We start from the raw sequence: 26871 nt of genomic DNA, 5'->3' as shown, positions 1-26871 counted from the left end.
GGCCGGCCGGCCGCCCGTCAGGTCGTGATCTTGACGGTGTAGGCGCCCGAGGGGGTGCGGTCGGCGACCTCGATGCGGACCCGTTCGCCCGGCACGGTGTACGCCTCCCCCACCTCCAGCGGCGCGTCCGCCAGCGGCGGGTACACCGAGCGGTCCCAGCAGGCCTCGCTGTCCGGGTGCCCGTCCATGACCTCGATCGGGCCGCCGCCCGAGGCCGCCTCGTTGCGCACCTTGTAGACCAGCACGCCCTCGGCGCACGTGTCCTCGTCGTTCCCGGCGGAGCCGCGCGCCTCGATGGCCACCGCGCTGTTGGGGCCCGTACGGACCACCGCGAGCCGGGTGCCGCCGACGGCGCCCGGCGGCGCGGGCTGGCCGAGCGGCTGGAGCGTGTGCAGGGACGTACCGCCCTGGACGCAGTCCACCTGGCCCTGCCCGAGCCAGCCCAGCTTCCACTTGTGCCAGGCGAAGAGGTCGGGGGCCAGGCCGAACTGGCTGCCCATGACGTCCCAGTCGCCGACGTACGTGTCCCAGTCGCCCTTGCCGTCGGTGGGGCGGTGGTAGAGGTCGGGCAGGTCGAAGACGTGGCCGGTCTCGTGGGCGAGCACGTTGCGGTCCGGCGGGTGCTTCTCGAAGACGGTGACGATCCGGCGCAGGTCGGAGCCGTCGGCGCGCAGCGGCCGGTCGAAGTTGACCACCTTCGTCGCGTCGGAGTCGACGCCGGGGGCGTCCGGGTCGGCCACGAAGTAGACGATGTCGTACCGGCTGAAGTCGACCTCCCGGTCCGCGGCCGCCACCGCGTCCCTGAGGTAGGAGGCGCGGTCGCCGGGCGCCCAGTCGCGCTTTATCCGGTACGCGCCGGACGGCTTGGGCATCCGGATCCACTGCTCCTGCGGGTGCGGCACCAGCCGGAACTTCCCGTAGGAGGCCCGCTCGAAGAACTCGCTGGTCGCGGGGAAGTAGTCGCCCGTCAGTTCCTGCGGGGTGGTCGCCGGGACGGCGTCGGGGAAGGAGAGGAAGACCATCACCGCGTCGAGCGAGCGCGCCGGCTTCGGGTAGTCGCCGTTCCAGGTGTCCAGGCCCAGCGAGTGGTGGGCGGACGTGCGGGTGAGGGCGCAGGGGGCGGCGCCGGGGGCGGCGGCCTCCGCGGGGCCCGCGACGAGCGACATGGCGGCGAGGGCCGTCAGGGAGGTGAGGGCTGCCGCCGTACTGCGCGCGCGGCCACGCTCCACTCCCCCGGGTGTCTGCTGTCGCGGCACGTCGACCTCCGGTGATGGTTTGATCCAGTCCATCCACCTTGTGCCGGTTCATTGTCCTATGTCCTGTTCCAGTGCCCCACACGAGTGAGCGGACGGGCGGCGCGCTGCCTTACGGAACGTCACAGCCGATCAGGTCGCAGCGCAGGGCGTTCACAGCCGCGCAGAGCCGCACAGAGCCGCGCAGAAACGATCGATCCTGGAAGCGCTACCGCCCATCCGGGTACCGGAACGCGCGGCGGCGGCGCTGGATAGCCCCTCCCGGCAGCCTCTATGATCGGCACACTTTCCTGCGCGGACACGGCCTCCGGGCGGTCTCCCCTCATCCGGCCGGCGGTTCCTGACCGACCTGCCGAGACAACTGCCGAGACAACTGCACTGCGGGAGCGAACGGTGAGCGGAACCCCAGAAGGACCCGGCTCAGCGGCCGACAGCCTCCGGCCAACGACTACGCAACGTCATCCCGTCGGCCGGTCCGCTGCCGAACTGCGCGACTACCGGGCAGCGTTCAACGCGGCCCACCTGCCGATGGCGGTGGTCGACCGGGACGGCCAGGTGGTGGCCGCCAACCACGCCCTGGCCCAACTGCTCGGCACCGAGACGCACTCCCTGGTCGAGCAGTCCGCCGCGGAGCTGGTCGACCTCGCGGCCGAGGCCCGTACCTGGCAGGCGTACCTGGAGGTGCTCCGCGGGCGGCAGGCCAAGCTGCGCTGCACCCGCCGGCTGAAGCACCCCGACGGGCACTCGCTGTGGACCGAGGTCACCCTCGGCCCGGTGCCCGGCACGCCCGACGTCCTGCTGTCGGTGGCCGACATCAGCGACCGGCGGGACCTCCAGGCCCGGCTGCGCCACCTCCAGATGCACGACCCGGTCACCCGGCTGCCCAACCGGGCGCTGTTCTTCGAGCGGCTCTCCGCGGCCCTGGAGGCCTCCTCGTACGACCGGGGCGGCACGGGCCGGATCGGGCTCTGCTACCTCGACCTGGACGGCTTCAAGGCGGTCAACGACACCCTGGGCCACCGCGTCGGCGACCGCCTGCTGACCGCCGTGGCGGCCCGCCTGACGCACTGCGCGGACCAGGTCGGGTACGGGAGGCCGGGCGGGCACCTGGTGGCGCGGCTCGGCGGCGACGAGTTCGCCCTGCTCGTGGAGGACTCCACCGGCACCGAGCAACTGGCCGACCTGGCCAAGTCGGTGCTGGCGGCCCTCCAGGAGCCCTTCGACCTGGCCGGCCAGCGGCTCTCGGTCTCCGCGTCGATCGGCGTCGTCGAGCGGACCTGCGCCGGGACCTCGGCGACCGGGCTGATGCAGGCCGCCGACACCACGCTGTACTGGGCGAAGGCGGACGGCAAGGCCCGCTGGACCCTCTTCGACCCCGAGCGCAACGCCCACCGGATGACCCGGCAGGCACTGTCCAGCACCCTCCGTCCCGCGGTGGAGCGCGGCGAGTTCACGCTGGAGTACCAGCCGCTGGTGGACCTGGAGAGCGGGGCGGTGCGCGGCGTCGAGGCGCTCGCCCGATGGAACCACCCGCAGTTCGGCACGCTGACGCCGAATCGGTTCATCGGAATTGCGGAAGAGGACGGCTCCATCGTGCAGTTGGGGCAGTGGGTGCTGCGCACCGCCTGCCGGCAGGCCCGCCGCTGGCAGCTCGACCACCCGTCCGACGAGCCGGTGTTCGTGTCGGTGAACGTCGCGGTGCGCCAGGTCTGGGACTCCGACCTGGTGGGCGACGTGGCGGAGATCCTCGCCGAGACCGGGCTCGCGCCCGAGCTGCTCCAGCTGGAGCTGACCGAGTCCGCGGTGATGGGCTCGGCGGGCCGTCCGCTCCAGGCGCTCCAGGCGCTCAGCGACATGGGCGTGCGGATCGCCATCGACGACTTCGGCACCGGCTACTCGAACCTCGCCTACCTGAGCCGGCTGCCCGTCTCGGTGCTCAAGCTCGACGGCTCCTTCGTGCGCGGCTTCCGCTACGAGGAGGGCGCCCACCCCAACCCGGCCGACGAGACGATCGTGGAGGCCCTGGTCCAGCTCGCGCACCGGCTCGGGCTGACGGTGACGGCCGAGTGCGTGGAGACGGCGGGCCAGGCGGCGCGGCTGCGCCGGGTCGGCTGCGACACCGGGCAGGGCTGGCTGTACTCGCGGGCCGTGGGGCCCGAGCGGATCGCGGAGATGATCGGCCGGGCCGCGTACGGCGGTGCCCCGGCCGGCACGTACGGGAGCGCCCCGTCCCCCCGGGTGTGAGGGGTCGGGGCGCTCCGTCGCTCGGCGCGAGGTGGGGGGATCAGCAGGCGCCGAGGTCCTGCCAGACGCCCCACTCACCGGTGGTGCCGGGCTCCTCGTTCTGCGTCCACCACTTGGCCTTCCAGTTGCGGCCCTTGTGGGAGACCTGCTGGCCGCCGGTGTAGACGGTGCCGGCGACGTACGCGGGAGCCGTGCAGCCCGTGGTGGGCGGCGTGGTCGGCGGGGTCGTCGGGGGCGTCGTGGGCGGGGTGGTCGGGGGCGTGGTCGGCGGCGTGGTGGGCGGGGTGCTCGGGGAGCTGCCGACGGCCGCGACGATCTGGTTGAGCAGGGTGGTGTTCTCGTCCAGGCCGAGCAGCGAGTACATCATCGCTCCGGCCAGGCCGCGCTGGTGGGCGTAGTCGGCCCGGGCCTGGATCGACTTCTGGTTCAGGCCGGTGAACCACTCGCCGTCCTTGTAGAAGTACGAGGCCTTGGCCTGGTCGTCCCAGAAGGTGGTGGCGGCGTTGTCCACGATGCCGCCCAGCTCCTTGTAGTGGGCGATGCCGGCCTGCTGGCTGACCGGGCGGACGCCGGAGGCGCCGGTCGCGGGCTGCGCGAGGCCGTTGTTGGCGCCCGCGGGGACGCCCTTCCAGCCGCGGTAGTAGAACTCGTAGCCCAGGGTCAGCTTGTTCGCCGGGAAGCCGCCGGCGATGCCGTAGGCGGCGTTGCCGTCGATCCAGGAGTCGATCGCGTTGTCGATGCTGTACTTCTCGGTGCCCGGCGCGATCGGGTCGGTCGGGTCGTTGGCACCCGAGTAGAGCGGGGACTGGTGGTAGGTCGGCCCGTCGCCGTCCCAGGCGCCGTGCATGTCGTACGTCATGATGTTCGCGTAGTCGAGGTACGCGCCGATCTTGTCCGTCTCGATGTACTTGATCTTGTCCTGGCCGGCCGGGAGGGCGGCGGTCAGCATGTACTTCTTGCCGCCGTTGGCCGCGCCGTGGGCGTCGAGCTGGGTGCGGAACTCCTTGAGCAGCAGCGTGAAGTTCTGCTTGTCCTCGGGGCCGTAGTGGTTGCCCAGGTGGCCACCGGAGGAGCCGGGGTACTCCCAGTCGATGTCGATGCCGTCGAAGACGCCGGCCGCGGTGCCGGGGCCGCCGTAGCCGCCCTCGACCGGCAGGTTGCCCTTGATGTACTGGTCGATGCAGGAGCTGACGAACTTCTTGCGGCTCGCGTCGGTGAGCGCGGCGTCGTGGAAGTACTTGGAGTAGGTCCAGCCGCCGAGCGAGATGTTGATCTTCAGGTGCGGGTACTTCGCCTTCAGTTCCTTGAACTGGTTGAAGACGCCCACGATCGGCTGGTCCCACTTGTCCGCGACGCCGTCGACGCTGTCCGCGGCGCTGAAGGACTTCTGGTAGTCGGCGTACGAGTCGCCCGCGCCGTCACCGGCGTTGGGGTTGTTGTCGTCGCCCGCCGCCTTGTTGGCCTCGAAGCAGGTGAGGTTGGTGGGGTGGATGTTGCCGAACGAGTAGTTGATGACGTCCAGCTTGCCCGCGATGCCCCGGGTGTCGAGGTGCTTGGGGTAGAAGGCGTTGCCGTACACGCTCCACTGGTCGTAGTACGCGATCTTCACGCCGCCGGTGCTGGGGGTGGCGTCCGCGGCCTGGGCGGTGCCGAGCCCGGCGAAACCGGCCAGGGCGCCGGCGGCCAGGGCCGCGGTGGAGATGGCCGCGAGAAGCGGTTTACGGATGTGCATGAACAGCCCCCGGGGAGGTGGGAGGGAGACGGGAGGTGCGCGCTGGGTGAAGTGATAGCCGTCGCTCCGTGGCCGAGTCAATGGTTTGGACCAAACAAGGACTAGACCACTCGCGAGGCAAAACCTCTGGTCAGGCCCTTGATCGCGTACAAAAAACCGCTCGCCACCCCGGGTGACGAGCGGTTTAAGGCTCCCTTGAATGTTGCGCGCGCAAGGTTTCGGCAACAAACCAGCCAATCCCCGTTCGCACGCCGTACGTCAGCTCAGGACGCGCCTCCGGGGAGCCCGTACGCATCTGCGACGAGCTCGTAGGAGCGCTTTCTGGCCTCCCCCGCATGGGCGTTGGAGGTCAGCATCAGCTCGTCCGCGCCCGTCCGCGCGGCCAGCGCGTCCAGCCCCGCGCGCACCTCGTCGGCGGTGCCGTGGACGACGTTGCGCAGCCAGCCGTCGAGGAACTCGCGCTCGGCCGCCGAGTACGGGTACGACTCGGCCTCCTCCGGCGTCGGCACCAGCCCGGGCCGCCCCGTGCGCAGCCTCAGCATCGACAGCGCGGCCGCGCGCACCTGGCGGCGGGCCTCGCGCTCGTCGTCGGCGGCCAGCGCGGCCACCCCGATCAGCGCGTACGGCCGGTCCAGCACGGCGGACGGGCGGAACGACTCGCGGTAGAGGTCGAGGGCCGGGAGCGTGTTGGCCGCCGAGAAGTGGTGGGCGAAGGCGAACGGCAGGCCCAGCTCGCCGGCCAGCCGGGCACTGAACCCGGAGGAGCCGAGCAGCCACACCGGCGGCCGCCCGGCCGGGCCCTGCACCGGGCCGGGCACGGCGTGCACGCGGGCGTACGGGTGTCCGTCGGGGAAGTCGTCGTCGAGGAACCCGACCAGCTCGGCCAGGGCCCGTGGGAACTCCTCCGCGGCGTCGTCCGTCCGGCCGGGCCCGCGCAGCGCCCGGGCGGTGTGCCCGTCCGTGCCCGGCGCGCGGCCGAGCCCCAGGTCCACGCGGCCGGGCGCGAGGGCCTCCAGGGTGCCGAACTGCTCGGCGACCGTCAGCGGCGCGTGGTTGGGGAGCATCACGCCGCCCGAGCCGAGGCGGATGCGGGAGGTGTGGGCGGCCAGGTGCGCGAGGATCACCGCCGGCGAGGAGCTGGCGACCCCGGGCATCGAGTGGTGCTCCGCCACCCAGTGCCGGTGGTAGCCGCGGGCCTCGGCCAGCCGGGAGATCGCGACGCTAGTCCGCAGCGACTCCGCCGCCGTGGATCCGGCACCGACGGTGACGAGGTCCAGTACCGACAACGGGACCGGAGCCGTGCCCTGCGCTGTCCCTCGGATGGCGTCTTGCATACCGCCCTCGCCCGCCTCTCCCGCCACTTCCGTGCGGTTCTCGTCCGGTGATCGAAACTGTACGAAGAGGTCGAACAGGGACCGGTCGGCGGACATTCCCGATGTTGACGGCCCGGGCCCATGACCTTGGCATATGCCAGCGATATAGGTCCCTGTGGGGCGCCCCGATTGAGCCATCAATCTGTTCAACAGACGCTCCACGTGGGCCTCTTGGTGGCTATCGTGGTAAGCGCAAGCGGTAACAACCTGCTAGGGGGAAACCGTGGCGCTGAAGCCCGAGCCGACCGCGCCGTTCCACTCGGTGCAGTACGCCCTGCGCGTACTCGAAACGATCTCGCGGCACACCGGGGGTGTGACCGACACCCAGATCACCCGCGAGACCGGCCTGCCCTCGGTGCACCTCGTCCCCATGCTGCTCATGCTGCGCCGCGAGGGGTACGTGGTGCAGGTGTCGGACGGCGCGTACGCCATAGGGGATTCACTGGTGCTCCTCGGCTCGGGGGTGGACCGGCAGCAGGCGCTCCAGGCCAAGCTCCAGGAGAGCCTCGACGAACTCCGCGACACGGTCGGTGCGGCCGTCTACATCAGCCGGTACGTCGACGGCGAGGTGAAGATCACGCAGTTCGCGGACAGCCCGCGCACGCCCAAGGTGCACGAGTGGGTCGACTTCCGCTCCGCCGCCCACGCCAGCGCGGTCGGCAAGTGCCTGCTGACCCAGCTCGACCTCAACGGCCGCCGTGACCACCTGTCCCGCCACAAGATCGCCAGGCTGACCTCCCGGACGATCACGAACGAGCGGGTCCTGTTCTCGAAGCTGGACGCCCAGCCGGCCACGGTCCCGACCCTGGACCTCCAGGAGTACGCCGTGGGGACCGTGTGCGCGGCGGTGCCGATCACCGCGGGTGCGGCGGTGGGCTGCCTGGCGCTGTCGATGCCGGTCGAGCACGCGCACCGGCTGCGGGCGGCCGCGGACACGCTCAACCGGAGGGCGGCCCCGCTACTGCTGTCGCTGACGATCTGAGGGCCGTGCCCCCGCGACGGGCGGGGGCACGCGACCCCAGGCCCGTCCCCCTGGGGGGAAAGCACCGGGGAAAGCACTTCGGGCGGTTCCCGGTGAACCGGAAACCGCCCGAAGATCAGGTGCGCCGCCAGGGACTCGAACCCCGGACCCGCTGATTAAGAGTCAGCTGCTCTAACCAACTGAGCTAGCGGCGCCTGCTGACAGAGAAAATACTACCCGGTCCCGGGGGGTGCTCGTGACCACCCCCCGGCCCTGCCCCGCAGGTGGGGGCGGCTCAGCCCAGCAGGTGGGCCCGGGACTGGGCCTCGTACCGCGCCAGCAGCCCGGCCAGGCCGGGGCCCGCCAGGGGCCGGAATCCGGGGCCCGCGCCCGGGCGCCACCACACGGGATCACCGCACCGGAAGCCCTCGCGGCGCAGCGCCACCCGGTGCACCTTGTTCGTGGCGGTGACCGGCATCACAGGGACCACCCGGACGAAGCGGGGGGCCATCTTGGTGCCGAGGTCCGGCTGCGCGGCCAGGAAGGCGGCGAAGGCCTCGGGCGAGAAGGCGGCGCCCTCCCTCAGGGCGAGGGCGGCCATCACCTGGTCGCCGGCCACCGGGTCCGGCACCGCGTACACGGCCACGCCCGCCGCGTCCTCCCAGCGGGCCAGGATGTTCTCGATCATCGCGGCGGCCAGGTTCTCGCTGTCCACGCGCAGCCGGTCGTCGGTGCGCCCGGCGAAGTAGAGGAAGCCGGCCTCGTCGCGGTAGAAGAGGTCGCCCGTCCAGTACCAGCCGCCGCGCCTGCGGTCCGCCTCGGCCGCCGGGTTGCGCCAGTAGCCCTCGAAGGGGTTCGGGCCCCGGTTCACCAGCTCCCCGATCGCCCCGTCCACCCCCCGCAGCGTCCCGTCCGGGCCGCGCCGCGCGCGCGGCCGCTCCTCCAGGGTCTCCGGGTCCACCACCGCCAGGTCGTCGGGGGGCGCGGCGCGCCCGATGGCCCCCGGAGGCGTGTCGGGGGTGCGCTGGATCGCGGCGCCGCCCTCGGAGGACCCGTACCCCTCGACGAGCCGGACCCCGAACCGCTCGGCGAAGCGCGCCGCGTCCACCGCGCCCGCCTCCGTGCCGAAACCGAGGCGGAGGGCGTGGTCGCGGTCGTCGGGACGGGGCGGGGTGGCCAGCAGGTACTGGACGGCACGGCCGACGTACGTGAAGTAGGTCGCGCCGTGACGGCGTACGTCGTCCAGGAAGGCGGACGCGGAGAAGCGGCGGCGCAGCGCGACGGAGGCCCCGGCCACCAGGGCGGGCGCCCAGTCGGCGATCACCGCGTTGCCGTGGAACATCGGCATGCAGACGTAGTGGACGTCGTCGGGCGTGACGCCGAACTGCTGCGCCAGGGACGCGCCCGCCGCGGCGAGCCTGCCCTGGGTGCAGAGGGCGGCCTTGGGCGCGCCGGTGGAGCCGGAGGTGAAGTAGAGGAGGAAGCGGTCGGCGGGCCCGGGGCCACCGCGCCGGAGCACGGCCTCGCCGGGCCCGGCGCCGGCGTACGGGGCGAGGAGCGCGGCGTACGCGTCGGTGTCGGTCACCAGGATCCGTACGCCGGGCAGGTCGAGGCCGTCGAGCAGGGGCAGCAGGGCCCGCTCGGTGACCAGCAGCCGGCAGTCGGTGTGGACGATGTCGCGGCCCAGCTCGGCGCCCCGCCGGGTGGGGTTGATGCCGGCGACGGCGGCCCCGGCGAGGGCCGCCGCGCTCAGCCACAGCGGGAACTCCGGGGTGTTCTCCAGGAGCACCCCGACGTGCGGTTCCGCGCCGCGCGGCAGGAGGTCGACCAGCAGCGCGGCGCGGGCGGCGGCGGCCCGGGCCACCTCGTGGTGGGTGAGGCGGGTGTCCGCCTCACCCAGCCCGGTGCGGTGGTCGCCCCACTGGCGCTGGACGAGCTCCGCGACCGTCGCGGGTGCCGCGGGCCGCCCCGAGCGGTTTTCCGGTGTCCCAGTCCCCATGCCGCCGCACGGTAACTGACGTCACGTCAGAACTGAATGCCTCAGAACTGGACGTCCGAGCAGGAGTAGAAGGCGTTCACGGTGTCGTGGATGGTCCACACCGCGAGGATCATGTGCCTGCCGGTCTTGCCGCTGGGCATGGTGCCGGGGTGGACGACGGTGTACGGCGGGCGGGTGCCGTTGTAGCTGACGGTCATGAAGGGCTGGGGGTCGAGCGCGGCCCGGGTGAGGGGCTTGCTCCAGTCCCAGCCGTTGCGGGTGATGTAGTACTTGAAGTCGGTGGTGGCGTGCGGGGCCGTGAACTGCCAGCGGAAGTTGAAGGCCTGGCCGCCGAACACCTGGGTGGCGGGCCAGTTGCCGCCGCGCGGGTCGTCGAGCTGGGCGAACTCGGCGTGGTTCGCCGAACATATGCGGCCGTCCGCGGGACCGGCCGCCGGGAAGCCCTTGGGGCCCTCGACGGACTGGGGCTCCCACTGGATGGGGCCGCAGTCGGGGACGACCTTGTTGGCGCAGAGCTTCTGGCGGCTGATGGGCTGGTCGGTGTAGCCGTGGCTGGTGGCGGCGGGGGCGCTGAGCGCGGAGAACCCGCCGATGAGGGCGACGCCGAGGGCGGCTGCGGTGAGGCGTCTGCGGGTGGGGGTGGGCAGGGCGAAGCGACGCATGATGCTCCTTGGACGTGGGGGGAGTTCCTGGGGCGTGCGCACGCGGGAATTCAGGTCTAGACCAAGTCCCAGACTATTGACGGCAATTGGCCATGTCCAGACCAATGGGTGAAGGAGGACGGACCGGGCGGCGGGGTGGGTGCCCTCCGGTGGTGCGGCCGTCCCCGGACGACGGAACGGCCGACGCGCGGGGTGCGCGTCGGCCGTTCCGTTCCCGCTTCCGTTTCCGGCGGGCCGTGGGCCTAGTCCTGGCGCCCGGTGTAGAAGGCGACGGTCAGGTCCTTCACCAGGGCCTTGCGCTCGTAGTCGTCGAGTTCGACCAGACCGCGGGACGTCAGGCGGTTGACGGTGTCGTCGACCGCGTCGACGACGGAGTTGAGCACGGCGTCCCGGTGCTTGGCGTCGATGGCGGCCACCCGGCGGCGCCGCATGGCCGCGGCGACCTCGGGGGCGTACTCGATGCGGGTGGGCTGGGCGGAGTACACCTCGATGCCCGCCACCTCGGTGTCGGCCGCCAGCATCCGGGTGAGCGCGTCCCCGACGGCCTCGGCGTCGCGGAGGGTCGGGGCGTCCTCGTGGAAGGCGTCGGCCGGGAGCCGGGAGAGCACGCGGGCCATGGCGGACTCGACCTGCTCGGCGAGGTAGTCGGTGTGGTCCTCGACGGCGAGCGCGGCGCGGGCGGTGTCCTTGACGCGCCAGACGACGTGGACGACGACCCGGAGGGCTAGGCCGCCCGCGTCGACCGCGGGCATCGGCTCGCTGCGCCAGTGCCGGAGGCGTACGTCGACCCGGCGGCGCAGCAGCATGGGGCTGACCCAGACGAGGCCGGTCCGGCGGACCGTACCGCGGTAGCTGCCGAAGAGGGTGAGCACCCAGGCGTGGCCGGCCCGGCCGCGGCCGAGCCCGCCGAGGGCGACGAGGGCCACGACGCCGAGGGCCGCGAGGGCGGCCCAGTGGTACCGGGTGGGCGCGGCGCCCGCGGCGACCCCGAGGGCGTCGGCGACCCGCCCCGGCACGAGACCGGCCCGCACCCCGACCAGCGCGGCGCCGGCCGCGGCGCCGACCCCGGCCAGCACCCCGGCCCACCCGGGCACGGCGGGCCCCCGCCGCTCGCTGAGCGCGGGATCCGCGGGGGGCGCGGTCCGGGGCGGCACGGGCGGCCGGGTGGGCGAACCGTGCCTGGGGGCGGGGGCGGGAGCCCGGGTGGCGGGGGCGGTACGGGCCCCAGGGGCGGTACGGGTGCCGGGAGCCGTACCGGTGTCGGCGGCGGTACGGGCGTCGAGCGCCCCACCGCTACGGCGGGCGGCCCCGCCGGCCACCGGCCCGGCACCGACGACCGGGCCCGGAACCGAGCCCGCCCCCGCACCCTGGTCCCGGAACAACAGGTGCACCGGGATGGCGGTGGCCCCGGGGCTCCCGATGAGGTGGCGCCCGGAAGCGATCCCGGGCCCGGGCACGCCGGCCCCGACCCGCGGGAGGTCCTGGGTGTCGTCATCGGCCACCGGCGCGGCCGCCCCATGCCCTTGGCCGCCCGCACCTCCGCCGGCGCGGACCTGGCCGCCGGGGAGGCCGACGGCCACCGCCGCACCGAGGGCTGCCTCGGGAGTGCTCTCCGTACCGCCCCCGACGGAGCGGGCCTCCGCCGGAGGCCCCTCGGCGGCCACCGTCGCGAGGCCCTCGGCCCGTTCCGCACGGGCGCCCCATGCGGGCCCCGCGAGGTGGGGCTCGACCGCCGCCGTCCGACGCCCGGCACGGACCTCGTCCGAGGCCCGGCCGTGCGTCTCAGCGGGAGCCCCCGCTACGGCCCGGGAACCGGCGGCCGGCGTCGCGGCCCTCTCGGCTGCCGCGAATGCGGAGGCCGCGGCAGCGAGTCCGCCGACGCGGGCCCCCGCCGACAGCCCTCCGGTGCCGGGGCCGTTGGTCGGCTTGGCGAGAGCCTCGGGGCGAGCGGAGCGGGGCGCCGTAGCCGCCCCCTCGGCCGGCGTGCCGCCGACCGCCGTCGGGCGGCGCCGAGCCTGCGCGTGCCCTTCGGCGGCGGCTTCCGCTGCCGCCCCGGCGGGCCGCGCTCCGAGACGTTCCGCACACGGCTCAGCGGCAGCGCGTTCGGGTGCGGCGGGGGTGGCCGCAGCAGCGGCCTCGCCGACGCGGGTCGCGGCCGCAGGCTCTTCGGAGCGAGTGCCGGTGGCCACCGGCCTGGGGTCCTCGGGGCGAGCCCCGGCGACCGCTCCTGTGCGTGCCTCGGGGTGGGCGGCCGTGGCTGCCGTCTCGGCACGGGAGCCGCCAACTGCCGCCGCTGCGTGCCCGGCACGGACCTCGTCCTGGGCCTGAGCGTGCGCGCCGGACACGGCCGGGTCGGCAGCCGCCTCCGCACGACCTGCGGGCCGGGCGGTGGGGGCGTCACGGTGGGCTGAGGACGGCGCCGCGGTACGGACGACCTCCGCCGGTGCGGACGGGGAAGGAGCCTGCGGACGCACGGTGTCGGCGTGCGGGGCCGGGGTACCGGGGTCGCCGGGAGCCCCGGACTCGGCGGTCCGGATGACGTCGGTCGGCGCGGGCAGGGCGGAGGACGGCTTGGGCGCGGCCCATGTGCGAGGGGCCTGGACGCCGGGCTCGCCGTCAGCCGGGAACCCGGCGGTCCGGACGGCGTCGGACTCGTCGGCGGCAGAGCCCACGAGACCCTCACCGTGCCCGGTACGGACATCGCGGGAGGGCGTGCACCCCGTCATGTCCGCTTCCGCGGCGCGCTGTTCGGCGGAGGGGTGACGGACGGCCGGCGCATGGGGGTCGCCGAGCAGGGCGGCGCCGGCACGCGGGGCCGGGGTCCGCCCGCCGTCGGCAGTCTCGCCGGGTGCGGACGCGGTGGCGGTCTCGCCGGGTGCGGACGCGGTGGCGGACGCGCCTAGGGCGGTCTCCCCGGGTGCGGACCCGGCTGCGGACGCGCCGAGCGCGGTCTCCCCGGGTGCGGACACGCCGGCAGGCGCGCCGAGCGCGGTCTCCCCGGGTGCGGACCCGGCTGCGGACGCGCCGAGCGCTGTCTCCCCGGGTGCGGACCCGGCTGCGGACGCGCCGAGCGCTGTCTCGCCAGGCGCGGACACGCCGGCAGGCGCGCCGAGCGCGGTTGCGCCGCCCGGCGCCGAGGGGGTGTTCACCTCGGTGCGCTCCGTCCGCCTGTGAGCGGAGAGTTCTTCCCGGCCCTCGGCGAAGCCCTCGTGCAGAGCGCCCTGGCCGGCAGCGGGGCGCGCTTCGTGGGACGCATCCCCGAACCGCTCCTCATCCCGGCCTGCGGCCAGAGGATCGCCGCCCCCGACCGCGCCCCGGCCGACGGCCGGGCTCGCCGCGTGGGCCCCGGTTCCGGAGGCCCCGCCCGCGTCCTGGTCACGACCGTCGCCCGGTGCCGGCACGTGGCCACCGGACCGACCGGCCACCCCTGCCCCCGACTGGGAGTTGGCAGCGGCCGGGCCGGCTGCCGCCGGGCCCTGGTCCGCGGCAGCCCCGGGTGCCGGGGAGTCGGCTTCGTGCCCAGCTGCCGCAGGGGCATCTGCTGCGCCGGACGCGCCCCGCACCTTCCGGGTCTCGGTCGTGGCCCGGGGGTGCGGCGCCCGGTCCGGAACGGGCTCGGTGTTCTGGCGCGGGGCGCCCGCGACGGCGTCAGCCGACCGGGGCGGGGCCACCTGCGGGTACTCGGCGGGCCGTTCGGCAGCCGGAGTGAGCGATCCGGCCGCCCGGGGCGTGCCGGTCGGCCTCCCCGCGGGGCGTGCCGGCTCTTCGGGCGCCACGAGGCGGAGGACCTCGTCGGTGTACGCCTCCCATTCCTCGGCGGTCGCGGCGGTCCCGTCGGTCTTCCCAGACGCGTCCTCCGCCGACGGCGCGTCGGCCGGGTTCACCGGCATGAGGCCCCACGCCGACCGCTCAGCCCCGCGCCGCGTCCGGTCGGCGGTGGCGGGCGCGCCACCGGCCGAACCGGCCGCAGCCGGGGCCGCCGGTGCAGGCCGAGCGGTTGCCGGGCCTTCAACAGCCGGCTTCCCCGATGCCGCTCCGGCGGCGGACCCGTCCGAAGCCGCCGTCCCTGCGGGCGACCGGCCCGAGGCCGAGCCCGCCGGGACCGGTCCCTCCGAAGCAGCGTTCGCTGCCGCGGAAGCCCCCCGGCCCCCGGCAGCCGGTTCCCCGGCCCCCTGGAGCGCGGACCGCTCCGACCCCGCCATGACCACCCCGGCCGCAGCCCGTCCCGCATGGGCCGGTGCGCCGGATGCCGGGGCCGCTGCGGCCGCCGCGCCTGGCTCCGTACGGGCAGACCTCACCGCGGCATCCGGTGGGGACGACGCGCTCGCGGACGACTCCGGCAGCAGCCCCCAGGCAGAGCGCCTGGCCGGGCGGCCGGTGGCACTCGGGCCGGCCGGCGCGCCGCCCGGCCCGGCGGCCGAGGCCGGAACCGTTGCGGCGGCGGAGGCCGCGCCCGGGGCGACGGCCGAGGCCTTGCCCGGTACGGCGGTGGCCGGCACCGGGGCCGCAGCCGCGCCCGGAGTGGCCGGCACCGGTGCCGCAGCCCCGCCCGGAGTGGCCGGCACCGGTGCCGAAGCCGCCGCCGGCACGGCCGTGCTCGCGGAGGACGGCACGCCCCGCGTGGCGGCAGCCGCAGCCCGGTCCGATCGGCCCGTCACGGAGCCCGCGACCGGCGCGGCGGCCGCAGAAGCCACACCCGGTGTGGCCGCCACGGGGGCCGGAACCGCGCCCGGCACGGCAGCGGACGGGATGGAACGGACGCCCGGCGCGGCGGCGGCCTGGGCGGAGGACGGGCCCGGAACCACAGCGGCCGGGACGGGAGCCGGCACGGCCGTGCCCGGAGCAGAAGACGCGCCCGGCACCACGCCGGCCACGGCAGATGGCGTGCCCGGCAGCGCGGCGGCCGGGGGGTCCCCCGCTGCCGGCGGGGCCGCGGCGGGGGTGGACGGGGTTCGGGGCGCCCCGGCGAGGGTCGCGTCTCCCGTCGTCGATGTCGTGTGCGAGGGGTACATGCCTGCCTCCGTCATGCGAAGAGCCGTCGCCAGGTTTCCGGGCCGGGGTAGCCGTCCGCCGCCGCGCCCCGCCAGCCCTGGGCGCGCTGGAAGGCCTCGACGTTGCGGCGGTCCGCCTCGTCCCAGCTCGGGCCGGGGCCGGACGTGTAGTGCTTGCCGAAGCCCTTCTTCACGAGCTGCCGGCCGAGGGCCGTGACGGCCGGTGAGGACCGGCCCGGCCGGAAGACGCCGCGGCCCGGGTACGGCGGCGCCTTGGTCGTGCTCCCGCCCCCGGCACCGGTGCCGCCACCGGCACCCGTACCGCCCCCGCCGCCCGTACCGCCGCCGCCCCCGATGTCCTTGCCCTTGCCCTGCACCAGCAGTTGCCAGGTGTGCGGGCCCGGGAAGCCGTCCGCCTCACTGCCCTTCCACCCCTGCGCCCGCTGGAAGGCCCGGGTCGCCAGCCGGTCGGCCTCGCCCCAGCGCGGTCCCGGCCCCTCGCGGTAGAAGCGCGCCCCGCCCCGCTGGACCAGCAGCCTGCCGAGCCGCGTCACGTGCGCGTTGTTCGCGCCCGGCCCGAAGGCGCTCCGCCCCGGGTACGCGGCGGAGCCGCCCGGCCCCGGGTTCCCGGGGTCCGGCTTGTCCGGGTCCACCCCGCCGGTCACGCCGTTGTACCGGTACGGCAGGTACTTCGTGGCGTTGTTCCAGTACCCGTACGGCGTCGACTGCGTGCGCGTGTGCGGGCGGGTCTGCTCGTACGCCCGGTACTGGGTCTTCGTGTGGTCCGTCCAGCCGCCGAAGATCGTGACGTGCGAGCCGGAGGTCGGGTCGGCCGGATTGTGGAAGAGCAGTATGTCGCCGGGCAGCAGCTCGTCCTTGGTGATCCGGGTGGCGAACTTGTCCAGGCTGCCGGTCCACTCGTTCGACCCGAGGTTCCACGCCATCGAGACGAAGCCCGAGCAGTCCTGCCGGTACCCGTCGCCCCAGTACTTGGACATGCTGTACGGGACCTTCGAGTCCAGCCACAGCTTCGCGCGGTTGATGATCGTCGCCCGGTCGGTCTTCCTCTCGGCCGGCGTCGCGGCCAGGACCACCGCGTCCGGACCGTAGAGCGGCGCCGGAGAACCCTGCGGGGTGCCCTCGCCCTCGCCGACGGTGGGCGCGGCCCGGCCCGCCGCCCCGGGGGCCACGGCGACGGCAGCGCCTCCCCCGCCCAGCACCACGCCCGCCGCCGTGACCATCACCAGCGCGCGCCGTGCGCCCTGCGCACCCGGGTGGCCCCCGTCCCTGAGGGCCAGGGTGCGGGCTTCGGCGCGCTGCGCGGCGCAGCCGGCACAGGGACAGTCGGTCGCGGGCTCGTACTCCTCGAACTCCGGCGTCGGCATCTGCATCGTCATGCGGTTCCGTCCACTCCCCTGGGGTCAGCTCGTACCTGTCGAGGCGTCAGGTCCTACTTCGGCCAGACATATAGTGCACAGAGAAACCGACGAATATGGGTTAATCGGACAAGCCGGGCGTGGCTGGTCACGAGCACCCTTGGAGGTGGGGTAGAGTTTTCTCTGTCAGCAGGCGCCGCTAGCTCAGTTGGTTAGAGCAGCTGACTCTTAATCAGCGGGTCCGGGGTTCGAGTCCCTGGCGGCGCACCGACGGAAGAAGCCCCTCGCAGCAGCGGGGGGCTTCTTCGTATTGTCATATTGGCTCTACAGTGACGTCAGGCCTCCCGTGTACGGCCCCCGGGCTTCTCCCGCAGTCCGGGCGCGCCCGCGGTCGAGGACCGGCCCGGCCCGAGGTCCCGGGGAGCGGGCTCTCGGCCGGGCCCGGTGAGCACCGGAGCCGCCTTCAGCCGGCTGTCAGCCGCCTCCTTCGCACCCGCCGTCCCCGTCGTGCCCGCAGCGCCCGCCGTGCCCTTCGCGCTCTTGACCGTGTCCGTCAGGTACGCCGACACCACCACGTTCGCCGTGTACTGCTTCGCCACCCGGTCGTACGTACCCCCGCACGTCACCAGCCGCAGCTCGGCGCGCCCGCGCACCCGCGGCCCGTACACCTTGTGCGCGTCGAACCGGTCGCGCTCGTAGACCTGCACGTCCTCGACGGTGAACTCGGCGACCACCCCGTCGGCCCGCACGATCCGCACCTTGTCACCCTGCCGCGCGGAGCTGAGCCCGTAGAACACGGCCGGCTTCGACCGCGTGTCCACGTGCCCCACCAACAGCGCCGCGCCCGGCGCGCCCGGCTGCGTACCGCTGCGGTACCAGCCCACGGTGCCGGGCTGGTCGTACGGCGGCGGGTCGATGCCGCCGTCGGAGTCCAGGCCCCGGGGGACCACCGGGGCCTGGATGCCTATGGAGGGCATGTCGACGCGCTGCGGAAGCGCACCCGCCAGCGGCGCGTGGGGGGCGGGCAGGCCCAGCACGATCATGGAGCCGGCGGTGCCCGGCCCCGGCCCCGGCGGTACGCCGGTGATCTCCCGGCCCCACAGCCACAGGCCGAGCACGAGCACCGCCCAGGCGGCTCCGGTCAGCAGCCGCGAGCCCGGTGCGGGGCGGTCGCCGTCCGCCATCAGTCCCCGCTGCGGCGGCGCCGCAGCTTCAGCGCCCGGCCCGCGACGGCGATGGTCGCGGCCCCGGCCAGCACCGCACCGATGGCGGTGTGCAGCATCCCCGGCCCGTCGCCCGCGTCCTCCCGCTTGGCGGCCAGCTCGGTGGCCATGCCGCCGCCGCCCGCGTGCACGGGCCAGACGGGCGAGGGGTGGTGGGTCGGCTGGTGGTCGTTGCCGCGGTGCTCGATCTGGATGGAACCGGTGGCCTTGCCGTCCTTGCCGTCGCAGGTCACCCGGATGGTGTGCCAGCCCGGCTGGGCGTGGGAGCTGATCATCGCCTCGCCGTACAGCGGTTTGCCCTTGCCGTCCCGGCCGGACAGCTCCGCGTCGGCGACGAAGACGGACGACTTGGCGGCACCCGTGGTGCCGTTGCAGCCGTTGACGCGCAGCTCGATCTGCGCGCCGGGGTGGGCGGTGGACGGGGTCGCCCACACCGTGCCGCGTTCCTCGCCGGCCTGGGCGAGCGGTGCGTAGGCGGCGGACGCCACGGAGACGGTCAGCAGGGCGGCGGTCGCCCCGGTGGCACGGAGAGCGAGCAGAGCAGTGCGCATCGTGAACCTCCTGGTACCGGCAGGTTCACGCGCCGTGGCGGCCGACGCATCCCGGGAGGCGTGTCGCTGACCCGTACGGGTGCGGCCGCACCTCCCCAGGGAGGAAGCCGTGGCGGACGCGGCGGGAGCCGGGGGCAGCGGGCGGCCCCGGCCGGCCTCCGGAGGGCGGGCGCCTCAGACCAGGTCGACCAGGTCCGCGATCGAGTCGACCGTCTTGGACGGCCGGAAGGGGAACTTGTCGATGTCCGCGGGCGTGGTCAGGCCGGTCAGCACCAGGAAGGTCTTCATCCCGGCCTCCAGCCCGGCGAGGACGTCGGTGTCCATGCGGTCGCCGATCATCGCGCTGGTCTCGGAGTGGGCGCCGATGGCGTTCAGGCCGGTGCGCATCATCAGCGGGTTCGGCTTGCCGGCGAAGTACGGCTTCTTGCCGGTGGCCTTGGTGATCAGTGCGGCGACCGCGCCGGTGGCGGGCAGCGGGCCCTCGGTGCTGGGGCCGGTCTCGTCGGGGTTGGTGCAGATGAACCGGGCGCCCGCGTTGATCAGGCGGACCGCCTTGGTCATGGCCTCGAACGAGTACGTGCGGGTCTCGCCCAGCACCACGTAGTCCGGGTCGTGGTCGGTGAGGACGTAGCCGATGTCGTGCAGCGCGGTGGTCAGGCCGGCCTCGCCGATGACGTAGGCGGTGCCGTGCGGGCGCTGGTCGTCGAGGAACTTCGCGGTGGCGAGGGCGGAGGTCCAGATGTTCTCGACCGGCACGTCGAGGCCCATGCGCTGGAGGCGGGCCTGGAGGTCACGCGGGGTGTAGATGGAGTTGTTGGTCAGGACCAGGAAGGGCTTTCCGGACTCGCGCAGCCGCTTGATGAAGGCGTCGGCGCCGGGGATCGGGGTGCCCTCGTGGATGAGGACCCCGTCCATGTCGGTGAGCCAGGATTCGATCGGCTTGCGCTCTGGCACGGGACTGTTCTCCGCTCTGCGGTGGCCTCCGACCTCGGTGGTCGCTGGTCTGTACCACCCTATCGGGGCCGGGCCGTGGGCGTCGGTGACGTCCACGGCCCGGGACGGCGCGTGCGCCGGGGTCAGTTCAGGGTGACGTCGTCGACCGTCCAGAACCAGTTGTTGGTGCCCGTGTAGCGGAAGCGGACCTGTACGTCGGTCGCGCCGGCCGGGACCTGGAGGGTGACGGCCTCGTTCCTGGCGACCGCGTCGGCCGTGTGGCTCTTGACGACCGTCGGCGTGCCACCGTTGTACGAGACGAGGACCTGGGCGGTCTGCGGGGACTCGTGCCGGTAGTGGGTCCGGTAGCGGAGGGTGCGCGTGGTGCCGCCGGTCACCGCGTACTTGGGGCTGACCAGCGTGGAGTCGAAGGAGCCGGTGTGGGTCTTGTCGTCCCACTCGTCGGAGTCGGCGACGGCGAAGACGTCACGGGAGCGGACGTTCAGCTCGCGCCACTGGTCGCGCTGCGCCTGGGTCCAGAACTCGTCGGTGGCGAAGGCCCAGCCGGCCCACTCGGTGACGCCGCCGCCGCCCATCCGGGAGTTGTCGACGGACCAGCCGGCCGGCGGGGTGTGGGTGAAGCCCTTCACCGTCGCGCCGATGCCGGTCTCGTCCACCCGGGTGCGCAGGGACGGGCGGACGGTGTCGAAGGCGTCGTCGTCGGCGGCGCCCAGCGCGAGGCCGTCGACCGCGGAGGTGTCGGCGTGGACGTGGTCCAGCGCGATGGCGGCCACGTCGACGAGGCGTACGTCGTCGCGTACCGAACCGGCAGGGATCCCGGCGCCCTTGGCGATGACGAACGTGCCGCGCTCCTGGATGGTGGAACCGCCGTGGCCGCCCGCGTCGGTGTGGCCGTGGTCGGTGGTGACCAGGATCTTCCAGTTCTCCTGGGCGTACGCCGGGCGCGCGGCGACGGCGTCGAGCAGCTGCCCGACCAGGGCGTCGACCCGGGCGATCGTGTCGAGGTACTGCTGGCTGGCGGCGCCGTGGGAGTGGCCGGCCACGTCGACCTCGCCGAGGTAGACGAAGGCGGCGTCCGGGTTGCCGTCGCGCAGTTCGGCGGCGGCCGCGGCGGCGATCTTCGGGTCCTCGTTGCGGTAGCCGTCGCGGTCGCCCTTGAGGCTGAGGCGCTTGTCGACCTTGGCGGAGAAGATCGGGCCGTTCTGGTCGGTGGAGGCGATGGGCTCCCAGTCGGCCGCGGCGTAGGTGTTGAGCGCCGGGTTGGTGTTCTCGGCCCGGGTCAGGAAGTCCGGGTAGGCGGTGTAGTTCTTGCCGGTGAAGGAGTTGTCCTTCACGCCGTGCTTGTCGGGCCAGACGCCGGTGGCGATGGTGGACCAGCCGGGACCCGAGGAGGTGGCGGCCATCGGGCTTGCGTACAGGGTGCTCTTGGCGGTGAGGCCCTGGCTCATCAGGCCCTTGAGACGGGGGGCGTTGGCTGCCTTGACGCGGTCGAGGACCACGCCGTCGAGGCCGATGACGAGGACCTTGTCGGTGTTGGCGGCCTCCGCGGCGGCGGGGGCGGCCTGGGCGGAGACGCCGGCGGCGAGCAGGGCGGTGGCGGTGGCGGCCACGGCGAGGGTGCGTCCGGGCAGGACGGTCTGCACGTACTCCTCCTGGAGCAGGTCGCGGTGCGGGGGTGGGTGGGACGGGGTCCGAGGGTGTGGTCGGTGAATCGTCAGGAGCCGGTCGCGGACTTCCACGCGTCGACGTACGCGGTGAGGTTCTCGTCGATGTCGGCCCAGTCCGGCTCGAACACCTCGACCCCGCCCATGAGCCTGGTGAGTTCGACGGCGTTGGCGTCGGTCGGCTTGACGTCCGTACGGGCCGGGAAGCCTCCGCCGACCTCGCTGACCAGCTTCTGGGCCTCCTCGCTGAGCAGGAAGTCCAGCAGCTTCCTGCCGTTCTCGGTGTGCGGGGCGCCCGCCACCAGGCCGGCCGCGTAGGGCAGGGCGAACGTGGTGGGCTTGCCGCCCTCACGGGCCGGGAACCAGATGCCGAGGTTCGGCATGGACTTGGACTGGGCGAAGTTCATCTGCACGTCGCCGTTGGCGACCAGGAGTTCGCCCTTGTCGGTCTTCGGCGCGAGCTTGCTGGTGGAGGACGACGGGCCGACGTTGTTGGCCTGGAGCTTCTTCAGGTAGTCCAGCGCCGGCTGCTGTCCGCCGAAGTCGTGCATGGCCTTGATCAGGACTGCGGTGCCGTCGCCCGCGACGCCGGGGGTGGAGTACTGGAGGCGGCCCTTGAACCGGCCGTCCAGCAGCTGCTCCCAGGTCGTGGGGGCCTGCGCGAGCTCCTTCTTGTTGTAGACGAAGCCGAAGTAGTTGTTCACGACGGAGGTCCACTTGCCGTCGGCCGCCTTGTCGGCGCCGTTGACCTGGTCGGACCCCTTGGGCTGGTAGGCCTGGAGGAGGCCCTTCCCGTCGGCCTGCTGGATGAAGGGCGGGAGGGTGACGAGCACGTCGGCCTGGGTGTTGGTCTTCTCGCGGACGGCGCGCTGGACCATCTCGCCGGAGCCGCCCTCGACGTACTTGACCTCGATGCCGGTCTTCTTCGTGAAGTCGGCGAAGACCTTGTCGTACCAGCCGTCGCCCTTCTCGCCCTTGAGGCCGTCGGCGCTGTAGACGGTGACGACCTTCTCGCCGTCGGCGGAGTCGGCGGAGGAGGAGCCGCAGGCGGTGAGGGCGGCGGCGAGGGCGAGGCTTCCGGTGACGGCGGCGCAGGCGCGCATCAGGTGGCGGGACATGGGGTTCGTATCTCCTCGGGAGGCAGGGGGTGCCGGGCGGTGCGGGGAAGGGGTGCGGGGGGGGGTGGGGCGTGGCTCGGCGGTGGGGAACGGCGCGGTTCAGCGGTACGAGGCCCTGGTGCGGACGCGGGAGACGGCCAGCAGGACGAGCAGGGTGGTGGCCATCAGGACCACGGCGACTGCGGAGCCGCCGAAGAGCGAACCGCGGTCGGTGGCGGTGAAGATGCGGACGGGCAGGGGCACCCAGTCCGGCGGGTAGAGCATCATCGTCGCGCTCAGCTCGCCCATGGAGAGGGCGAAGCAGAGGCCGGCGGCGGCGTTCAGGGAGGGCAGCAGCAGCGGGAGCCTGACCCGCCACAGCACGTAGGAGGGCCGGGCGCCCAGACTGGCCGCCGCCTGCTCGTACGCCGGGTCGAGGCGGCGTATCGCGGCGGAGACGGACTGGTGCGCGAAGGCCGTGACCAGGATGGTGTGGGCCAGCACCACGATGGTTCCGGTGCCGTTGAGGAGCAGCGGGGGCCGGCTGAAGGCGACCAGCACGGCGAGGCCGACGACCACCGAGGGCACCGCGACGGGCAGCATGAACAGCGCGTCGAGCAGCCGCCGCCCGCGCCGTCCCAGCACGTCGGCGGCCAGGGCGGCCCAGGTCCCGACGGTCAGCGCCAGCAGGCTCGCGACCACGGCGGTGACCAGGCTGGTGACGAGCGCCTGGAGGGATTCGCCGCGCACCGCCGAGGCGTAGTGCTCGGCGGTGGGTCCGGACGGGAGGGCGCCGGACCAGTGGGTGGCGAACGAGGCGGCCACCACCACGAGCAGCGGCAGCGCGAAGAGCGGCAGGAAGAGGACGCCGAAGACGGCCCAGGAGGCCCGGCGGCCGGCCTTGCTATGCACCAGCACGCTTGCTCACCACCCGGTAGAGGCCGTAGAGGCCGACGGAGATCGCGATGTTGACGACCGCGACCACGCAGGCGGCCGTGTAGTCGGATTCGAGGATGGCCTTGCCGTAGACGAGCATCGGGAGGGTGGTGACGCCCTTGGCGCCGGTGAAGAGCACGATGCCGAACTCGTTGAGGCACATGACCAGGACGAGGCTGCCGCCGGCGGCGAGCGCGGGCAGGGACTCGGGCAGGATCACCCGGCGCACCACGCGGGCGGGCCGGGCGCCGAGGCTGGAGGCGACCTCCAGCTGGGCGGTGTCGATCTGCGAGAAGGCGGCGAGCAGGGGGCGCATCACGAAGGGCGTGAAGTACGTGACCTCCGCGAGCAGCACGCCCCAGGGAGTGGCCAGGAACCGGAACGGGCCCTCGGCGGCCCCGGTGAGGCCGGTCCACATCCCGTTGGCCATCCCGACCGTGCCGTAGACGAACAGCAGGGCGAGCGTGATGAGGAAGGACGGGAAGGACAGGAAGACGTCGATGAACTTGGCGACCGCCCGGCCGCCGGGGAACGGCACGAAGGCGATGACCAGGGCGAGCGCGAAGCCGAGCACCAGGCATCCGGCGGTGGCGCCGAGCGCCAGGGTGACGGTGTTGCCCAGCGCCTCGCGGAAGGCCGGCGAGCCGAGCACCCGCCCGTACGTGCTGAACGGGCCCCCCGTCTCGGGGGCGACGGACTGCTGGACCACCAGGCCCAGCGGGTAGAGGAAGACCAGCCCGAGCACGGCCACGGGCGGTACGGCCCACACCCAGCGCGGCAGGCTCCGGCTCGCCGGGGCGGGTGCGCCGGCGGCGGGGCCGGGGCCGGGGCCGGGCTGCGCCGGTACCGAGGCCGGCGGGCCGGTCCGTACTGGCCGTGCCGCGCGTACCGCTCGCGCCGCCCGCCCGGTCGAGGTGTCAGCCATCCGACACCCTCCCCCCGCTACCGCTGGGGGGACCCCCAGCCGCGAGCAGCACCCCGTCCTCTGGGGCGAAGTGCAGGGTGATCTCGTCTCCCAGGGCCGGGGTCTCCCGCAGCTCCGGGACGTCGGCCTTCACCCGGTGGCCGGCCACGTCGACGTACAGCCGGTGCGTAGAGCCGCGCCACTGCACCTCGGCGATCCGGCCGCGCAGCGCGTTGGGGCCCTCCCCCAGGGCGAGCAGGTGGGGGCGTACGCAGAGGATGGCCGCAGAACCGGGCGCGGCGCGTTCTGTGTCCAGGGTGAACTCCTGGTCCCCGAACCGGACTCCGTCCTCGGCGACCCGTACCGGCAGCAGGTTGGCGTTGCCCACGAAGGAGGCCGTGAACTCGGTGCGGGGGCGCCGGTACAGCTCCTGCGGGGTGCCGCAGTCCTGGAGGCGGGCGCGGTCCATCACCGCGATGCGGTCGGCCAGGGTGAGGGCCTCGACCTGGTCGTGGGTGACGTAGAGGATCGACACGTCGGGCAGTTCGCGGTGCAGGCGGGCCAGTTCGGCGAGCATCCCGGAGCGCAGCTGGGCGTCGAGCGCGGAGAGCGGCTCGTCGAGGAGCAGGACGCCGGGGCGGATCGCGAGGGCCCGGGCGATGGCGACGCGCTGCTGCTGGCCGCCCGACAGTTCGCGCGGGTAGCGGCGGGCGTACGCCGCCATGCCGGTCATCTCCAGCACCTCGGCGACCCGGGCCGGAATGCCGGCCTTGGGGGCCTTCTGGGCGCGCAGTCCGAAGGCGACGTTCTCGTCGACCCGCATGTGCGGGAAGAGGGCGTACTGCTGGACGACCATGCCGATGCCGCGGCGGTGCGGCGGGAGGCCGGTGACGTCCCGGCCGCCGATCAGGACCCGGCCGGAGACCGGGCTCACGAAGCCGGCGACGGCCCGCAGCGCGGTGGTCTTGCCGGAGCCCGAGGGCCCGAGGAGGGCCATCACCTCGCCTGGCTCGACGGTGAGGTCGAGGGAGTCCAGGACGGTGGTGCCGTGGTAGGCGACCGAGACCGACTCGAAGCGGATGCCGGTCACGACGACTCCCGCGTCAGCAGGCCGGGCAGCTGGGCCACCGACGCCAGCACGTGGGTGGCGCCGTTGCGCTCCAGCTCCTCGCGGCCGTGGGCGCCGGTGAGCACGCCGGCGACGGTGCCGGCCCCGGCGCGGACGCCGCTGAGCATGTCGTACGCCGTGTCACCGGCCACCACGACCTCGTGTACGCCGGCCACGGCGCCGGTGCGCAGGAAGGCGGTCAGCACCATGTCGGGGTACGGGCGTCCGCGGCCGCCGGCGTCGGCCGGGCAGAGGGTGAGGTCGGCCAGGTCCCGCCAGCCGAGGGCGTCGAGGATGGCGTCCTGGGTGACCCGGGCGAAGCCGGTGGTCAGGACGACGGTGTGGCCCTGGGCGCGGAGCTCCACGATGGCGTCGCGGGCGCCGGGAAGGGGCTCGACCAGGCCGCCGTCGACGAGTTCGGCGTACGCCTCCTCGAAGGCGGAGTTGGCGCGCCGGGCCAGTTCCTCCGTACCGAAGAGGTGGCGGAAGACCGAGATCTTCGACTCGCCCATGGTGTCGCGGACGTACTGGAGCTTGGCCGCGTGGTCGGGGGTGCCGGGCTCGACGCCGAGCCGGGCGGCGGCCCGCTCGAAGGCGCGCTCGACGAGGCCGCCGTCGGCGACGGTGGTGCCGGCCATGTCGAGGACGACGAGGCGGCGGGGGGTCGTGGTGTTCGTGGGGGTGTTGTTGCTCATGGTGCTTACCAGCCCAGTTCGTTCGCGGTGGCTTCTGCGATGGCGGGCGAGCAGGTCATGCCCCGGCCGCCGGGGCCGGTGACCAGCCAGACGCCGTCGCGGACCTGCTGGCGGTGGACGACACGGGTGGTGTCGGTGCACTGCGCGTACACGCCCGCCCAGCGCCGGCGGATGCGCGGCAGCGGGCGGCCGAGGAAGGCCTCGACGACCTCGGTGAGGTGCTCGTACGGCTCCTCGACGGTGTCGAAGGCGAAGGGGTGTTCGTACTCGTGGGTGTCGCCGATGGTCAGACCGCCGTCGCGGCGCTGGACCATGAGCAGCTGCATCTTGTGCGCGGCGGCGGTCTCGGTCTGCGCCTGCCCCTCGTTGAGGGCGTCGAGGGCCGGGCCCCGGTAGGCGGGGTAGTAGCGGAAGCTGTCGGCGTCCGCGACGGAGGTGGTCAGGGGCTCGCCGAGCGGGTCGGTCTGCATCATCTGGAGGCGGACGCGGCGTACCGGCAGGTCCGGGACCAGCTCGCGGACCAGGCCGGACAGCCACGCGCCGGTGCACAGGACGACCGCGTCGGCGGTGTGGGTGTCCCCGTGGTCGTCTCGTACGGCGTGCCCGCCGACGACCTCGCGTACCTCGCGGCCGGGCAGGAACGTGTAGCGCCCGGTGGCCAGGAGCGCCCCGCGCAGGGCGAGTTGGGCGGTGCGCGGCTCGACGGCGGCGTCCCGCTCGCACCAGAGGGCGGCGGTGTAGGCGCCGCGCAGGGCGGGGTTGGTCTCCCTGGCCTCGGCCGCGGTCAGCAGCTTGTAGCCGCGGGCGGCGGCGTCCGGGCGGGCCAGGGCGGCCTCGGCGACGGCGAGTTCGCGTTCGTTGCGCACGAGCGTCAGCGAACCGTTGGGCCGGAAGCCGAGGTCGGGGACCTCCGCTCCGATGCCCTCCCACAGTTCCCTGGCGCGCAGGGCGGTCTCCAGCTCGGCACCGCCCGCGCGGCCGCTGACCCAGATCTGGCCGAAGTTGCGCAGCGAGGCGCCGCGCGCCTCGGCCTCGCGCTCGATCTGGACGACCTCGTGGCCGCGACTGATGGCTTGCCAGGCGTGCATGGTGCCGACCACGCCGCCTCCGACGACTATGACTCTCACGCCGGAAACGGTCGTGGCGGG

17 protein-coding genes, 2 tRNA genes and 2 pseudogenes are annotated in these 26871 nt (G+C 74.0%); 3 read left to right on the top strand and 18 right to left on the bottom strand.

Annotated elements, in window-relative coordinates:
* Positions 1-17: 17 nt before the first annotated feature.
* Entirely contained in the window at positions 18-1229 is a 1212-nt protein-coding gene (locus ACIQUQ_RS16950; protein ID WP_403976381.1) for a M6 family metalloprotease domain-containing protein, read from the bottom strand.
* Positions 1230-1646: 417 nt separating this feature from the next.
* Between ACIQUQ_RS16950 and ACIQUQ_RS16945 the strand changes: the two genes are divergently transcribed.
* Positions 1647-3497, top strand: a complete 1851-nt coding sequence (locus tag ACIQUQ_RS16945) for a putative bifunctional diguanylate cyclase/phosphodiesterase (RefSeq protein WP_403976379.1) — start codon at positions 1647-1649, stop codon at positions 3495-3497.
* 40 nt (positions 3498-3537) lie between these two features.
* On the opposite strand, the gene ACIQUQ_RS16940 is transcribed toward ACIQUQ_RS16945, so the two are convergent.
* Both ACIQUQ_RS16940 and ACIQUQ_RS16935 read right to left on the bottom strand, forming a co-directional pair.
* Positions 3538-5229: a glycosyl hydrolase family 18 protein gene (locus tag ACIQUQ_RS16940; RefSeq protein WP_403976377.1), complete on the bottom strand. Its 1692-nt coding sequence runs from the start codon at positions 5227-5229 to the stop codon at positions 3538-3540.
* Between the two features lie 263 nt (positions 5230-5492).
* Positions 5493-6563: an LLM class flavin-dependent oxidoreductase gene (locus ACIQUQ_RS16935; RefSeq protein WP_403976375.1), complete on the bottom strand. Its 1071-nt coding sequence runs from the start codon at positions 6561-6563 to the stop codon at positions 5493-5495.
* Between the two features lie 262 nt (positions 6564-6825).
* Here ACIQUQ_RS16935 and ACIQUQ_RS16930 point away from each other — a divergent pair, with 262 nt between their 5' ends.
* A complete protein-coding gene (locus tag ACIQUQ_RS16930) occupies positions 6826-7584 on the top strand; it encodes an IclR family transcriptional regulator (protein ID WP_403976373.1) in 759 nt (252 codons plus the stop codon).
* A gap of 120 nt (positions 7585-7704) precedes the next feature.
* On the opposite strand, the gene ACIQUQ_RS16925 is transcribed toward ACIQUQ_RS16930, so the two are convergent.
* The 5 genes and pseudogenes from ACIQUQ_RS16925 to ACIQUQ_RS16905 all read right to left on the bottom strand — a co-directional run bounded on the left by ACIQUQ_RS16925 (position 7705) and on the right by ACIQUQ_RS16905 (position 16600).
* Positions 7705-7778 (bottom strand) — tRNA-Lys (locus ACIQUQ_RS16925).
* 80 nt (positions 7779-7858) lie between these two features.
* Positions 7859-9562: an AMP-binding protein gene (locus ACIQUQ_RS16920; RefSeq protein ID WP_403976371.1), complete on the bottom strand. Its 1704-nt coding sequence runs from the start codon at positions 9560-9562 to the stop codon at positions 7859-7861.
* A gap of 41 nt (positions 9563-9603) precedes the next feature.
* The gene (locus tag ACIQUQ_RS16915; RefSeq protein WP_403976369.1) at positions 9604-10224 is read right to left on the bottom strand and encodes a lytic polysaccharide monooxygenase; all 621 of its coding nucleotides are present in this window, start codon (positions 10222-10224) and stop codon (positions 9604-9606) included.
* Positions 10225-10466: 242 nt separating this feature from the next.
* Positions 10467-11621 (bottom strand): annotated as a pseudogene (locus tag ACIQUQ_RS16910) (SPFH domain-containing protein); the annotation flags it as partial.
* A gap of 3626 nt (positions 11622-15247) precedes the next feature.
* The gene (locus ACIQUQ_RS16905; protein WP_403976635.1) at positions 15248-16600 is read right to left on the bottom strand and encodes a peptidoglycan-binding protein; all 1353 of its coding nucleotides are present in this window, start codon (positions 16598-16600) and stop codon (positions 15248-15250) included.
* A gap of 184 nt (positions 16601-16784) precedes the next feature.
* Between ACIQUQ_RS16905 and ACIQUQ_RS16900 the strand changes: the two genes are divergently transcribed.
* A tRNA-Lys gene (locus ACIQUQ_RS16900) sits at positions 16785-16858 on the top strand.
* A 278-nt stretch (positions 16859-17136) separates the two neighbouring features.
* On the opposite strand, the pseudogene ACIQUQ_RS16895 reads toward ACIQUQ_RS16900, so the two are convergent.
* The 10 genes and pseudogenes from ACIQUQ_RS16895 to ACIQUQ_RS16850 form a co-directional block, all read right to left on the bottom strand.
* Positions 17137-17775, bottom strand: a pseudogene (locus ACIQUQ_RS16895) (class F sortase); the annotation flags it as partial.
* A complete protein-coding gene (locus ACIQUQ_RS16890; protein ID WP_403976367.1) occupies positions 17775-18365 on the bottom strand; it encodes a hypothetical protein in 591 nt (196 codons plus the stop codon). The gene ACIQUQ_RS16890 and the pseudogene ACIQUQ_RS16895, both read right to left, overlap by 1 nt.
* Before the next feature lie 174 nt (positions 18366-18539).
* A complete protein-coding gene (locus ACIQUQ_RS16885; RefSeq protein WP_403976365.1) occupies positions 18540-19319 on the bottom strand; it encodes an HAD-IIA family hydrolase in 780 nt (259 codons plus the stop codon).
* A 122-nt stretch (positions 19320-19441) separates the two neighbouring features.
* Entirely contained in the window at positions 19442-20962 is a 1521-nt protein-coding gene (locus ACIQUQ_RS16880) for an alkaline phosphatase family protein (protein ID WP_403976363.1), read from the bottom strand.
* 71 nt (positions 20963-21033) lie between these two features.
* Positions 21034-22101, bottom strand: coding sequence for a 2-aminoethylphosphonate ABC transporter substrate-binding protein (locus tag ACIQUQ_RS16875; protein WP_403976361.1), 1068 nt, complete (start codon positions 22099-22101; stop codon positions 21034-21036).
* A 99-nt stretch (positions 22102-22200) separates the two neighbouring features.
* Positions 22201-22998: an ABC transporter permease gene (locus ACIQUQ_RS16870; protein WP_403976359.1), complete on the bottom strand. Its 798-nt coding sequence runs from the start codon at positions 22996-22998 to the stop codon at positions 22201-22203.
* Positions 22985-23941 carry a 2-aminoethylphosphonate ABC transporter permease subunit gene (locus ACIQUQ_RS16865; RefSeq protein WP_403976357.1) on the bottom strand — a complete coding sequence of 319 codons (957 nt, stop codon included), beginning with the start codon at positions 23939-23941 and terminating at the stop codon, positions 22985-22987. Before ACIQUQ_RS16865 ends, ACIQUQ_RS16870 begins: the two co-directional genes overlap by 14 nt.
* The gene (locus ACIQUQ_RS16860; RefSeq protein WP_403976355.1) at positions 23934-25010 is read right to left on the bottom strand and encodes an ABC transporter ATP-binding protein; all 1077 of its coding nucleotides are present in this window, start codon (positions 25008-25010) and stop codon (positions 23934-23936) included. The genes ACIQUQ_RS16865 and ACIQUQ_RS16860 overlap by 8 nt, the downstream gene beginning before the upstream one ends.
* Positions 25007-25723: a phosphonatase-like hydrolase gene (locus ACIQUQ_RS16855; protein WP_403976353.1), complete on the bottom strand. Its 717-nt coding sequence runs from the start codon at positions 25721-25723 to the stop codon at positions 25007-25009. Before ACIQUQ_RS16855 ends, ACIQUQ_RS16860 begins: the two co-directional genes overlap by 4 nt.
* Positions 25724-25728: 5 nt before the next feature.
* Positions 25729-26850 (bottom strand): TIGR03364 family FAD-dependent oxidoreductase, encoded by a 1122-nt coding sequence (locus ACIQUQ_RS16850; protein ID WP_403976351.1) that lies wholly within the window; start codon positions 26848-26850, stop codon positions 25729-25731.
* Positions 26851-26871 lie beyond the last annotated feature (21 nt).

It is taken from the genome of Streptomyces sp. NPDC101118 (assembly GCF_044759445.1).
Classification (GTDB): Bacteria; Actinomycetota; Actinomycetes; order Streptomycetales; family Streptomycetaceae; genus Streptomyces.
This window is presented reverse-complemented; position numbering and strand designations above follow the sequence as displayed.

Excerpts from the sequence above, each read along its gene's own strand:
- ACIQUQ_RS16920 (WP_403976371.1), bottom strand. The coding sequence starts at position 9,562 with ATGGGGACTGGGACACCGGAAAACCGCTCGGGGCGGCCCGCGGCACCC.
- ACIQUQ_RS16940 (WP_403976377.1), bottom strand. The coding sequence starts at position 5,229 with ATGCACATCCGTAAACCGCTTCTCGCGGCCATCTCCACCGCGGCCCTG.
- ACIQUQ_RS16865 (WP_403976357.1), bottom strand. The coding sequence starts at position 23,941 with ATGGCTGACACCTCGACCGGGCGGGCGGCGCGAGCGGTACGCGCGGCA.
- ACIQUQ_RS16855 (WP_403976353.1), bottom strand. The coding sequence starts at position 25,723 with ATGAGCAACAACACCCCCACGAACACCACGACCCCCCGCCGCCTCGTC.
- ACIQUQ_RS16915 (WP_403976369.1), bottom strand. The coding sequence starts at position 10,224 with ATGCGTCGCTTCGCCCTGCCCACCCCCACCCGCAGACGCCTCACCGCA.
- ACIQUQ_RS16875 (WP_403976361.1), bottom strand. The coding sequence starts at position 22,101 with ATGTCCCGCCACCTGATGCGCGCCTGCGCCGCCGTCACCGGAAGCCTC.
- ACIQUQ_RS16890 (WP_403976367.1), bottom strand. The coding sequence starts at position 18,365 with ATGCGCACTGCTCTGCTCGCTCTCCGTGCCACCGGGGCGACCGCCGCC.
- ACIQUQ_RS16935 (WP_403976375.1), bottom strand. The coding sequence starts at position 6,563 with ATGCAAGACGCCATCCGAGGGACAGCGCAGGGCACGGCTCCGGTCCCG.
- ACIQUQ_RS16905 (WP_403976635.1), bottom strand. The coding sequence starts at position 16,600 with ATGCCGACGCCGGAGTTCGAGGAGTACGAGCCCGCGACCGACTGTCCC.